The organism is Streptomyces sp. NPDC055815, assembly GCF_053616475.1.
Genome location: NZ_JBSHDU010000012.1, coordinates 55,129 through 66,068 on the forward strand (window position 1 = coordinate 55,129; position 10,940 = coordinate 66,068).

Consider the following 10,940-nt stretch of genomic DNA (forward strand, 5'->3'; position numbering starts at 1 on the left):
ATCACGGCTTATTCACCAGTGGAGTTGGCGATGCGCGACAGGTTCACCGTAGTCGGCCGGGCGACCGGCTGTCACCTCTTCGAGGGTGACGGGACCCGGCCCATCGACGAGGAGAACGTCCACGTCAAGTACACGTCGAAGCGCGTGCAGTTCCCCGAGGAGATCGCCGCCTGGCGGCGGTCCATCGAGGCGGAGGAGGAGCGCAAGGAGGCCGGCGGGCTGCCGCACCGGTGGAACAACGCGCGTTTCGCGGTCGAGCGGGTCGTGGTCACCCGTACGCATCTGGCCGAGGAGCCCGTGGTGTCCCTCTCCCTGCTGGACGCCGACTACTTCGACTTCCTCACCACCTCGCTCAACCTGTCCGACCGGCGGCAGCGGAACGGCCTCACGCTGCGCGAGCAGTATCTGGAGGGCGGCGACCCGGCCGACGCGCCCTCCTGGATGAACTGCAGCTTCGGCGTCAACGTGGCCCTGGAGACCGGTAAGGACGGCAAGATGCTGTTCTCCCGGCGTAGCGCCCAGGTCGCCGGGCCGAACAGCGCGCGGTGGAACTCCTCGGCCAACGAGGGCCTGGCCAAGCAGCACGACCTGCCCCTGGACGGCAGCCCGCTCAGCCTGCACGCGGTGGCGCGCCGCGCCCTCTTCGAGGAACTCGCCGTGCACGACGGGGACAATCCCAAGGTGGAGCTGCTCGGGTTCGGGCTCGACCTGGACAACCACCAGTGGGCGGCGTTCTTCCGCGCGGTGGTGCCCGAACTCGACGAGCCGGCGCTGCGTCTTCGCTGGACGCGCGGTGTCGCCGACAAGTGGGAGCACGACCGGTTCGAGTTCGTGGACGCGGACCCGGAGTCGGTGCTCGGCTTCATCGCGGACGAGCCGGAGGAACGGTGGACACCCTGCGCGCCGGCCCTCTTCTATCTCGCCCTGGTACGCGGCGCCGTGGAGCGCGCGGGTGGCGACCCGGCCGGCCGGGTCACCGTGGAGCGGGCCGAGCAGAAGGTCATGTCGGACCGCGGCCTGTGAGCCGGGAGGTCGGGGCGAGACGCCTGAGGGGGTTTCCCGCCCACGTCTCCCCCCGAGGAACGTGGCCGAGGACGAGTGACCCCATGCCGACGACGGACCCCGACCCCACGGAGGCATACTCCCTGACCTTCGCCCCGGCACCGACGTACGCGTCCTCCTCGACCACGGCACGCCGCCCGAGGAACGCCTGGGCCGCGACGGTGCCGTAGTCCCGGACCACGACGTCAGCCGCCATCATGGTGTGCGGTCGCACGATCACGTGATCGCCGATCGTCACGCCTGGCAGGACACACACCATCGGCATCAGCACCGTGCCGTGTCCCATGGTGCAACTGGGATCGACCACCGCTGTGCGGTGGACGATCGTCGGGTACCGGTGCGGCGGGAGTCCCAGCGCCTCAACGATCCTGCGGCGTGCGCCCTGATGGTCGACGTGGCAGATCGAGATCACCAGATCCGCGCTCGGGTGTCTGCCGACGGCCTCCAGTCCGCCGAGGACCGGCAGACCGTCGACCCGGGTGCCGTGGAGTCTCCTGTCCTCGTCGATGAAGCCCCGTACCCGCCACCGTCGTGCACCCGCCTCATCGGCGTCCTGGGCGCACATCGATGCGAGAGCTCGGCCCATTCCACCCGCCCCGACGATCAGCAGATCCTTCGGAGAGAGGGGGAGCGGCCCGGCGCGGTGACGTATGCGGAGGTTACGGTCCCGTCGTTGCCGTGCCAGCCTGACGCCGTGTAACACGCTGCTCCCCATCGGTCTCCGGCCGACCGGGCATTCGGCCGTGGTCGTCGGCAGACGATACAGCGGCCGCCGACGCGGGTGCTCCGGTCTCGGAATGTGGGGCTGAGCCCCCGGGGGTCTGTCAGGCCACGGCCAGCAGGGTCATCAGGGCCGCCGTGAGCACCCCGGTGAGCAGCAGGGCCGGGGCGCCCGGGGGCGGGGACCAGAGGTGCGCGGCGCGGGGCGGGGGTTCCGTGCGGGCGGCGGCGCGGGCTCGGGCCAGTTCGGCGGCGGGCGGGTCCTGCGGCAGGTCGACCAGCCAGGGGCGGCGCGGGTCGTGGCGGACGAGGGCCGCGCGGTGGACGCGGACGTCCTGGAGGTCGAGCGGGTGCTCGACCTCGATGCGGTACGGGGCGCCCCGCTCGGGCCGCACGGTGAGGTCGAAGACGAAGGCGGTCCCCCGGGTGGTGAGGCCGTTCAGGAGTGCGGGCGAGTGGGCGGCCCGCTCGGCCGGGACGGGGCCGTGGGCGACGCCGGGGCGGTGGTTCAGCCGGGCCGCGCCGAGCGCCACGAGCAGGGCGGCGGTGCCGTTGAGGCCCAGCATCATGATCCAGCGCGGTCCGTCGAGGGCACCGTGCACGAGTCCGGTGGCGGCGAGGGTGCCGGGGACCGCCGCGAGCAGGGTGGCCGGCGCGACCAGCAGGCGCAGCAGGGCGAGGGCCTGCGGGCGGCCACGCGGGCGCGGGGGCCGGTCGTCCTCCTCGGCCGCCGGGCCGCCGCGTACGGCCCGGACCGCTCCGGCCATGACGAGGACGACACCGAGCGCGGCGAGGCCGTACGCGGCCAGGAGCGCGTGGTCGTCCTCGCGGCGCACGAGGAGCCCGAAGGCGGCGAGGAGCGCCCCGACACCCGCGCCGCCGAGGCCCAGGTACGGGGCGGCGAGCACGGCGGCGACGACCGCGGAGATCACCCCGAAGGGGATCGCCGGGCCCGCGAGGTCGTTCGTGCCGCAGCCCTCCGCGTCGCAGTCCCAGCGCACGCCCGAGTGCTCGGTGGCGTACACGTGGAAGAGGAACCAGGTCTGCCAGAACAGCAGGACGGCCGCCGCGGCCCAGGGCCAGGACGTCCGTCCGTACGCGCGCGTGCTCATGGCCCGACCGTAGCCGCCGGACCGGACGGTGCGGGAGGCCCCCGGGGCCCGCGTCCGATTCGTACAAGACCGGCCGCGAGCACCCTGCCTAGCGTGACCGCATGGACACCACACCCCGCGTCACGCCCCGTTTCGACCTCGTCGGTCTCGTCGTCTCCGACATGGCCGCCTCGCTCGCCTTCTACCGGCGCCTCGGCCTGGACGTCCCGGCCGGGGCCGAGTCCGCCCCGCACGTGGAAGCGGTGCTGCCCGGCGGGCTGCGGATCGCCTGGGACACGGAGGACGTCGTACGTTCCTTCGACCCCGGCTGGACGCGCCCGGCCGGCGGCAACCGGGTCGAGCTCGCCTTCCGCTGCGGTGCGCCGGAGGAGGTGGACGCCGTGTACGAGGAGCTGGTCGCCGCCGGATACCGGGGGCACCTGAAGCCCTGGGACGCCGTGTGGGGACAGCGCTACGCGGTGGTCCTCGACCCGGACGGCGTCGGGGTCTCGCTCTTCGCGGCCAGGGAGGCCGTGTAGGCGCTCAGCGTCGTGCCCGCGAGGGCCCGGGTCTCGCGGGCGAGGTGGGCCTGGTCGGCGCAGCCGGCGCGCAGGGCGGCCTCCGCGTACGGGACCCCGGCCCTGACCAGGGCGAGCGCCCGCTGGAGGCGCAGGACGCGCGCGAGGGTCTTGGGGCCGTAGCCGAAGGCGTCCAGGGAGCGCCGGTGCAGCTGCCGGGCGCCGAGCCCGACCGCCTCGGCCGTCTCGGCGACCCCCCGGCCCGCGGCGAGGCGCGCCACGACGGCCCGCAGCAGCGGATCGGGCGCGAAGACGTCGGCGGCCCGCCGCAGGACCAGCTCCTCCAGGGCGGCGGCCGGGTCGGGGGCGTCCGTGATCCGCTCGGCGAGCCGCCGCGCCTCCGTCTCGCCCCACAGCGCACCGAGGGCGATCCGCCGGTCGCGGAGTTCATGGGCGGGGACGCCGAGGAAGCCGGGGGCGTCCCCGGGGGCGAAGCGGATGCCCGCGTACCGTGCGGCGAACTCGCCGGGCACGTACGCGCGTGTGTCGGGTCCGGCGACGAGGAGGCTGCCGTCGGCCCAGATCAGGTCCATGCAGCCGTCGGGCAGGACGGGCCGTTCCGCCGTGGGGCCCGCGGCGGCGCTCCGGGTCCACAGCACGGCCCCGTCGAGCAGGGCGGGGCGCTCCTCGTACATCCTTCGAGCCTATGCGCGCCCGGGGGCGTCAGTCCTTCTCCCGGCCGGAGAGGTACGTCCGGGGCCGGACGTCAGTCCTTCTCCCAGCCCGAGTGGAGGCGGGACTTCACGTCGTCCGGGGGCAGGAACCTGGACCAGCGCTCGGGGAACTCGGACGGCATGTCCGGGTCGTCCTCGTCGACGTCCTCGGCCTCGGCCCGCACGCGGGCGACGAGCTCGGCGGCCTGGACTGCGCGGGCCCGTTCGTTGGCCTCGCGGGCGGCGGCGGTGGCGACGGAGGGCCAGACGCGGTCGATGGCGGCGTTCACGGCGGCGCCGACGAGGACCGCGAAGGCCGAGATGCCGATCCAGAGGAGGACGGCGATGGGGGCGGCGAGGGAGCCGTAGATGGTCGGGCCCTCGACCTGGCTGGTCAGGTAGATGCGCAGCAGGAAGCTGCCGAGGACCCACATCCCGAGCGCGACGAGGGCGCCGGGGATGTCCTCGATCCACGGCGATCGGACGGGCACGGACACGTGGTAGAGCGTGGTGAGGAAGGCGATGGAGAGCAGGATGACGACCGGCCAGTAGAGGACGGCGACGACCTCGGTGCCCCAGGGGACGAGTTCGACGACCCGGTCGGGGCCGACGACCGCGAGGGGCAGCACGACGGCTCCGATGAGCAGCGCGATGATGTAGAGGAGCAGGGCGAGGAGCCGGGTCTTGACGATGCCGCGGCGCCCGTCGAGTCCGTACATGACGGTGATGGTGTCGATGAAGACGTTCACCGCGCGCGATCCCGACCAGAGGGCGATGGCGAAGCCGAGGGAGATCAGCTCGGGCCGTTTGCCCTGGGTGATGTCGTCGAGGAGGGGCTCGGCGATCTGGTGGACGCCCCGGTCGGAGAGGACCGTGCCGGCCGCGTGGAGGATGTTCTCCCGGATGCTGGCGACGGTGTCGGTGTTGGTCCAGTCGTCGGCGTAGCCGAGGACGGCGATCAGGCCGAGCAGCAGCGGTGGCAGGGACAGCAGGGTGAAGAACGCGGCCTCGGCGGCGAGGCCGAGGATCCGGTACTCGATGCACGAGTTGACGGTGTCCTTGAGGAGCAGCCAGACCATCTTCCGCTTCGAGACGTTGCGGTAGAGGACGCGCGCGCGGTGGAGTCTGCTCCAGGGCCGCCGCTCGGGCCGTTCGGGTGTTTCGCTTGCTGCCTGCACCTGCTTACCGTATCGGCATGGCAGCGAGCACCCACACCGTGACCAATCAGGCTCCTCCCCTGGTCGGATATGACGTCTTCACGAGCGATCGGGCGCTCTCGGAGGCGGTCGGGCGGCACCTCGCGCCGGAGCTTCTGGCGGAGGCGCGGGAGGAGCTCGGCCTGCTCGGCCGGGCGACCGGTTCGGAGCAGGTACGGGAGTGGGGCGAGCAGGCGAACGCGAACCCGCCCCGGCTGCTGACCCACGACCGGTACGGGCACCGGATCGACGAGGTCGACTTCCATCCGGCCTGGCACCGGCTCCTCGGCCGGTCCGTGTCGGCCGGGCTCACGCACGCGTGGGGCCGTCCGGGTGGTCATGTGCGGCGGGCCGCCGGGTTCCTGGTGGCCTCGCAGGCGGAGGCGGGGCACGGCTGCCCGGTGTCGATGACGCACGCGGCGGTGCCCGCGCTGCGTGCCGAGCCGGAGCTCGCGGCGGTGTGGGAGCCGGCGGCGCTCTCGCACGTGTACGAGCGGGAGCTGCGTCCGGTGGCGGAGAAGCCGGGGGCGCTGCTCGGCATGGCGATGACGGAGAAGCAGGGCGGCAGCGACGTCCGGGCGAACACGACGGAGGCCCGGCCGCTCGGTGCCGACGGGGAGTACGTCCTGACGGGGCACAAGTGGTTCTGTTCGGCGCCGATGTCGGACGCCTTCCTGGTCCTCGCGCAGGCCCCGGCGGGGCTGACCTGCTTCCTGGTCCCCCGGGTGCTCGGGGACGGCTCGCGCAACGCCTTCGCGATCCAGCGGCTCAAGGACAAGCTCGGCAACCGGTCGAACGCCTCGGCCGAGGTGGAGTTCGACGGGACGACCTGGGCGCGGCGCGTCGGCGAGGAGGGGCGCGGGATCCGGACCATCATGGGCATGGTCGCGGCGACGCGCCTTGACTGTGTGCTCGGCTCGGCGGCGCTGATGCGGCAGGCGGTGGCGCAGGCCGCGCACCACGCCTCGTACCGCTCGGCCTTCGGCGGGCCGCTCGTCGACAAGCCCCTGATGCGGAACGTCCTGGCCGATCTGGCCCTGGAGTCGGAGGCGGCCACGACCCTGGGCCTGCGGCTGGCGGCGGCCTACGACGCCGGGACTCCGGAGGAGTCGGCGCTGCTGCGGATCTCGGTGCCGGCGGCGAAGTACTGGGTGACGAAGCGGTGTACGCCCCTGGTGGCGGAGGCGCTCGAATGCCTGGGCGGCAACGGGTACGTGGAGGAGTCGGGGATGCCCCGGCTGCTGCGGGAGTCGCCGCTCAACTCGGTCTGGGAGGGCTCCGGGAACGTGCAGGCGCTGGACGTGGTGCGGGTGCTGCGGACCGAGCCCGCCGCGCTCGACGCGCTGCTCCGGGAGGTGGGGGCGGTGCGGGGCGCCGACCACCGGCTCGACCGGGCGATCCGGGGCCTGCTCGTCGAACTGGCGGACCTGGAGGGGATCGAGGCGCGGGCGCGGCGGCTGACGGAGCGCCTCGCGCTGGTGCTCCAGGGTGCGCTGCTCGTGCGGTGGGCCCCGCCGGAGGTGGCGGACGCGTTCTGCGCGGCGCGGCTCGGCGGGGACGGCGGCGCGGCGTTCGGGACGCTCCCGCACACCCTCGACCTGCGGGCGCTCGTGGAGCGGGCGCGGGTGGAGTGCTGAGCCGGAAGGAACTGTGCCGCGCGTACCAGGGGTGGACCTGAGGGGGTGTCTCATCAGGCCGGCACGCGCGGAAAAGCGGGGGTGGTGCTGCGCCGACACGGCACCACCCGCCGCTCGCACCACCCTCGCCCAGGAGGCCGGTCGGTCGCCAGAGTTGCAAAGGGTTGCAGGATTACCCGAACCGGGCCTCACCGGGGGGTCCCGGACGGCACGATGGGCACCGACACTCCGGACATCTGCCGTGTGCAGAACCGATACAGCACCCCGGGTGGCTGGGAGAGACCGATGAACAACACGCAGCTCGACATGAAGCGGCTCGCCTCCATGGACGCCGCCCAGGCCACCCGGCTGCTGCACCGGGTGCGCGAGGAGACGCTGGCGGGCCGCCGGCCCCCGATCGCGCCCCGCCCGGTGATCGACGCGTCCTGGCAGCGGATGGCCCGGCTCGGCCTCGACCCGGACCAGAGCACGAGCACCGTGCTGCTCCAGCGCGACGAGCTGGAGCAGCGGCGCAGGACCACGCTCCTCTCCGAGGTGATGCAGACGCTGAGCGGCGGGCTCGCCGGCATCGCCGACGCCTCCCTGCAGATCATGGTGGTCACCGACGAGCACGGCCGGGTGCTGTGGCGCCAGGGGAACCTCTCGGTGCTGCGCCAGGCGCACAGCATCTGTCTGGAGGAGGGCGCGGCCTGGGCGGAGGACGCCACCGGGACGAACGCGGTCGGCACGGCCCTCGCCATGGGCCGGGCGGTGCAGGTGCACTCCGCCGAGCACTACGTGCAGTCGCTGCACAACTGGACCTGCGCGGCCGCGCCCGTGCACGATCCGCGCGACCAGCGGCTCCTGGGGATCCTGGACGTGAGCGGTCCCGCCTCCAGCTTCCACCCGGCGATGCTGGCCCTGGTGGGCTCGGTGGCGCAGCTCGCCGAGGCCGAGATGCGGGAGCGGCACCGCCGGTCGATCGAGCGGCTGCGGGCGGTGGCGGCGCCGATCCTGTGCCGGGTGGGCGGCCGGGCCGTCGCGGTGGACGCCCACGGCTGGACGGCGGCGGTGACCGGGCTCGCGCCGGTGGACCGGATCCCGCTGCCGAAGTCGTTCCGGGCCGGGCGGGTCTGGCTGCCCTCGCTCGGCGTGTGCGCGGTGGAGCCGCTGCCGGGCGGCTGGCTGCTGCGCGTCGAGGAGGAGACGCGGCCCGAGGAGCCGGGCTCGGAGGAGGCGGCGAGCCGGGTGGTGCTCGACCTCAGCCGGCCGCGCCGCTGGACGGTGGCCGTCTCGGGGGTGGCGGGCAGCTGGCAGCAGGAGCTCAGCCCCCGGCACGCGGAGCTCCTCTATGTACTGGCGCTGCACCGCGACGGACGGACGGCGGCGGAGCTCGCGGAGGACGTCTTCGGGGACCGTACGAGGACGGTGACCGTGCGGGCCGAGATGTCCCGGGTGCGGCGGAACCTGGCGGGGGTCCTGGCGCACCGCCCGTACCGCTTCCGCGAGGAGGTCGCGGTGGAGGTGCTGCGCCCGGAGTGCCCGGGAGACCTGCTGCCGCACTCCACCGCGCCCGCCGTCCGCGCGGCGAGCCCCGCCTGATCGGGCTGATCGGGCTGATCGGGCTGATCGGGCTAGGAGGCGAGCTTCTGGAAGAGGACGCCGATCTCGTCCTGGGTCGCGACCAGCGGCAGGGTGTCGAAGTACAGCTCCCACTCCCCGCCGGGCCCGAAGCGCTCCACGATCCCGAAGGGGACGCCGGTGCGGAGCGTGCCGCCGTCGCGTACGGAGGCGGTCCCGTGCCACTCCACGTACGTGGTGGTCTCGCCGACGGCGACCTGGCCCGCCTTGAGGTCGAGGTCGGCGGTGGCGAAGAGGCGCTCCAGGTAGGCGCGCTTGCCGGCCTCGGAGGCGAGCGGGGCGGCCAGTCCGGGTCCGCCGAGCCGCGCGCCTCGGGTGCGGGCGAGGAGGGCGTCGGTGTCCCCGGCGTTCCAGGCGGCGAGCCGCTCCGGGACCTCTTCGGCCCGCGCCCGGAAGCCGGGCTGGGCGGGGAGGCCGGGCTGGGCGGGGAGGCCGGGCTGAGCGGGGAGGCCTGCCTCAGCGGCCGGGACGTCGGCCTGAGCCGGGAGGCCTGCCTCAGCGGCAGGGACGTCGGCCTGAGCCGGGAGGCCAGCCTGAACCGGGACGTCGGCCTGAACCGGGACGTCGGCCTGAGCCGGAAGATCGACCTGCGACCGCTCACCGCCCCCGGGCGCTCCCCCGTCCGTGATCCCCGCGAAGAGCGGTGCGGGCGCCGCCTCCGGCACGGTGTCCTGGAAGAGGACGGCCCGGTCGTAGTAGCGGCGGGCCTGGAGGGTGCGTCCCTCGTCGCCGAGGACGTTCCGCGCGATCTGCGGATAGGCGACGGTGCGGCCCTTGAGGGTGACCTCGTTCCACTGCCCGAACATCACGGTGCTGCCGTCGGCGACCACGTCCGTGCCCCGGTAGCTGAGGCTGGGCGCGAGGCCCAGGGAGCCGGTGATGGAGGTGCCGATCGCGGTGCGGCCGCGCTGCGCGGAGCCGCCCGCCTCCCAGAGCGTGGCCTCGGGGTCGAAGATGTCGAGGTAGGCGCGGACCCGGGGGTGGGCGAGATCGCCGTACGCGGGCGGCGTGCCGGTCGGCATCTCGCCGAAGGTGATCTGCCTCTCCATGAAGGCGCAGGCATTGGGGGTGATGCGGCCCTCCAGCCGCTCGACCTTCTCCCGCGCCGCCGGGCAGTCGCCCCGCGCGATCGTGGCCGCTCCGCCCGGCAGCGCCTCCGCCGCCGTCACGGTGACCGCCGCTCCCGCGACGATCGCCGTCGCGATCGCGATGCCCGCCAGACCACGCCGACCCGTACCCATGTCGTACCCCTCATGTCGTCGATCGCCGGGTGCGGCCGTCTGCCGTCCCGGTGCGCTCACCCTGCCGGGAGGGCGGTGCGGGGGTCGATTACCTCGGAGGTCATGCGCGACGGCGGCCGGGCGCCGGCCTGCTGTCCGCATGGCGGACACCCTGTCCGCCGCCACCGAACAGGGTGGGAATCCGGCGCTCCGCATGATGCGATGACCCTATGAGCATCACTCTCACCACCTGGTCCCTCGAACAGACCTCGCCGTCCGACCTCCGTCCCGCCACCCCGCCGGAGGGCGACGACGTGGTGATCCGGCGTGCCGAGGTGCCCTCGGCGGAGTTCAGCCGCTTCCTGTACACGGCGGTCGGCGGCGACATCCGCTGGTCGGACCGGCTGTCGCTGACGTACAAGCAGTGGCAGGAGATCGTGGAGAAGCCGGGCGCCGAGATCTGGGTGGCGTACGACAAGGGGACGCCGGCCGGGTACGTGGAGCTGGACCCGCAGGACGACGGCGTGGTGGAGATCGTCTACTTCGGCCTGATCCCGGCCTTCCGGGGCCGCCGGATCGGTGGCCACCTGCTCTCCTACGGGGCGGCGCGCGCCTGGGACCTGGCGGAGCGCTGGCCGGAGCGGGAGGCCACGCGGCGGGTCTGGCTGCACACCTGCTCGCTGGACGGGCCGCACGCCATGGCCAACTACGAGCGGCGCGGCTTCCGGCTGTTCGACACCAAGGTCGAGGAGGCGGAGGAGGCGGAGACCCCCGGCCCGTGGCCGGGCGCGTACGCCTGAGCCGTTCAGCAGACCGTTCCACCCGAAGGGGCCCTGGTCAGGGCCCCTTTCGCGTGACCCAGACCACACCATCTCGATCTACGAGACGACTATGTCCAAATCCTGGACGATGCTGGACTGGGTCCAAAGTCCCGTGACACGCTTCCGTCATGTCTGGAACTGGAATTGCCTTGGTGAGTCGGCGGCACGTCGACCTCGGCCGCATGTCCAGCGCCATGTGTTCGGCGCGCTGAGAGAACCAGCACCGCCGCGCATTCTTTCATTCCCGACTCTGCCCCACCCTGCTGCGCACTGACGCGCCACCCTCTGACCTGAGCGCGAGTGTGCAGGTCAGAGCCGCCCTCTCGCAGTCCCGAAGGACGA

General features: G+C 73.6%; 11 protein-coding genes. 6 read left to right on the plus strand and 5 right to left on the minus strand.

Annotation, left to right across the window (positions count from 1 at the left end; all coding sequences use genetic code 11):
* Window positions 1-30 precede the first annotated feature (30 nt).
* Window positions 31-1,023: a translation initiation factor 2 gene (locus ACWGN5_RS11015; protein ID WP_453513455.1), complete on the plus strand. Its 993-nt coding sequence runs from the start codon at window positions 31-33 to the stop codon at window positions 1,021-1,023.
* Here ACWGN5_RS11015 and ACWGN5_RS11020 read toward each other — a convergent pair.
* Entirely contained in the window at window positions 1,001-1,777 is a 777-nt protein-coding gene (locus tag ACWGN5_RS11020; protein WP_453513456.1) for an acetyltransferase, read from the minus strand. The genes ACWGN5_RS11015 and ACWGN5_RS11020 overlap by 23 nt on opposite strands.
* Before the next feature lie 109 nt (window positions 1,778-1,886).
* Entirely contained in the window at window positions 1,887-2,894 is a 1,008-nt protein-coding gene (locus tag ACWGN5_RS11025; RefSeq protein ID WP_453513458.1) for a hypothetical protein, read from the minus strand.
* Window positions 2,895-2,995: 101 nt separating this feature from the next.
* Between ACWGN5_RS11025 and ACWGN5_RS11030 the strand changes: the two genes are divergently transcribed.
* On the plus strand, window positions 2,996-3,412 hold the full coding sequence (locus ACWGN5_RS11030; RefSeq protein WP_453513460.1) for a VOC family protein: 417 nt from the start codon (window positions 2,996-2,998) through the stop codon (window positions 3,410-3,412).
* Here ACWGN5_RS11030 and ACWGN5_RS11035 read toward each other — a convergent pair.
* On the minus strand, window positions 3,346-4,086 hold the full coding sequence (locus ACWGN5_RS11035) for a helix-turn-helix domain-containing protein (RefSeq protein WP_453513462.1): 741 nt from the start codon (window positions 4,084-4,086) through the stop codon (window positions 3,346-3,348). The two genes, ACWGN5_RS11030 and ACWGN5_RS11035, sit on opposite strands and share 67 nt — an antisense overlap.
* A gap of 71 nt (window positions 4,087-4,157) precedes the next feature.
* A complete protein-coding gene (locus ACWGN5_RS11040; RefSeq protein WP_453513463.1) occupies window positions 4,158-5,282 on the minus strand; it encodes a YihY/virulence factor BrkB family protein in 1,125 nt (374 codons plus the stop codon).
* A gap of 17 nt (window positions 5,283-5,299) precedes the next feature.
* On the opposite strand from ACWGN5_RS11040, the gene ACWGN5_RS11045 reads away from it, so the two are divergent.
* Both ACWGN5_RS11045 and ACWGN5_RS11050 read left to right on the plus strand, forming a co-directional pair.
* Window positions 5,300-6,937, plus strand: a complete 1,638-nt coding sequence (locus tag ACWGN5_RS11045) for an acyl-CoA dehydrogenase family protein (protein WP_453513465.1) — start codon at window positions 5,300-5,302, stop codon at window positions 6,935-6,937.
* A gap of 285 nt (window positions 6,938-7,222) precedes the next feature.
* Window positions 7,223-8,518 carry a GAF domain-containing protein gene (locus ACWGN5_RS11050; protein WP_453513466.1) on the plus strand — a complete coding sequence of 432 codons (1,296 nt, stop codon included), beginning with the start codon at window positions 7,223-7,225 and terminating at the stop codon, window positions 8,516-8,518.
* Between the two features lie 32 nt (window positions 8,519-8,550).
* On the opposite strand, the gene ACWGN5_RS11055 is transcribed toward ACWGN5_RS11050, so the two are convergent.
* Window positions 8,551-9,798 carry a hypothetical protein gene (locus ACWGN5_RS11055; RefSeq protein WP_453513468.1) on the minus strand — a complete coding sequence of 416 codons (1,248 nt, stop codon included), beginning with the start codon at window positions 9,796-9,798 and terminating at the stop codon, window positions 8,551-8,553.
* Window positions 9,799-10,007: 209 nt separating this feature from the next.
* Between ACWGN5_RS11055 and ACWGN5_RS11060 the strand changes: the two genes are divergently transcribed.
* Complete coding sequence (locus ACWGN5_RS11060) at window positions 10,008-10,577, plus strand: GNAT family N-acetyltransferase (RefSeq protein ID WP_453513470.1); 570 nt, start codon at window positions 10,008-10,010, stop codon at window positions 10,575-10,577.
* A gap of 149 nt (window positions 10,578-10,726) precedes the next feature.
* The gene (locus ACWGN5_RS11065) at window positions 10,727-10,810 is read left to right on the plus strand and encodes a putative leader peptide (RefSeq protein WP_352077884.1); all 84 of its coding nucleotides are present in this window, start codon (window positions 10,727-10,729) and stop codon (window positions 10,808-10,810) included.
* The last annotated feature ends 130 nt before the right edge of the window (window positions 10,811-10,940 follow it).

Bases quoted from the DNA above. Each gene is read 5' to 3' on its own strand.
- ACWGN5_RS11025 (WP_453513458.1), bottom strand. From the start codon at position 2,894: ATGAGCACGCGCGCGTACGGACGGACGTCCTGGCCCTGGGCCGCGGCG.
- ACWGN5_RS11060 (WP_453513470.1), top strand. From the start codon at position 10,008: ATGAGCATCACTCTCACCACCTGGTCCCTCGAACAGACCTCGCCGTCC.
- ACWGN5_RS11055 (WP_453513468.1), bottom strand. From the start codon at position 9,798: ATGGGTACGGGTCGGCGTGGTCTGGCGGGCATCGCGATCGCGACGGCG.
- ACWGN5_RS11050 (WP_453513466.1), top strand. From the start codon at position 7,223: ATGAACAACACGCAGCTCGACATGAAGCGGCTCGCCTCCATGGACGCC.
- ACWGN5_RS11065 (WP_352077884.1), top strand. From the start codon at position 10,727: ATGTCTGGAACTGGAATTGCCTTGGTGAGTCGGCGGCACGTCGACCTC.
- ACWGN5_RS11015 (WP_453513455.1), top strand. From the start codon at position 31: ATGCGCGACAGGTTCACCGTAGTCGGCCGGGCGACCGGCTGTCACCTC.
- ACWGN5_RS11030 (WP_453513460.1), top strand. From the start codon at position 2,996: ATGGACACCACACCCCGCGTCACGCCCCGTTTCGACCTCGTCGGTCTC.
- ACWGN5_RS11035 (WP_453513462.1), bottom strand. From the start codon at position 4,086: ATGTACGAGGAGCGCCCCGCCCTGCTCGACGGGGCCGTGCTGTGGACC.
- ACWGN5_RS11020 (WP_453513456.1), bottom strand. From the start codon at position 1,777: ATGGGGAGCAGCGTGTTACACGGCGTCAGGCTGGCACGGCAACGACGG.
- ACWGN5_RS11045 (WP_453513465.1), top strand. From the start codon at position 5,300: ATGGCAGCGAGCACCCACACCGTGACCAATCAGGCTCCTCCCCTGGTC.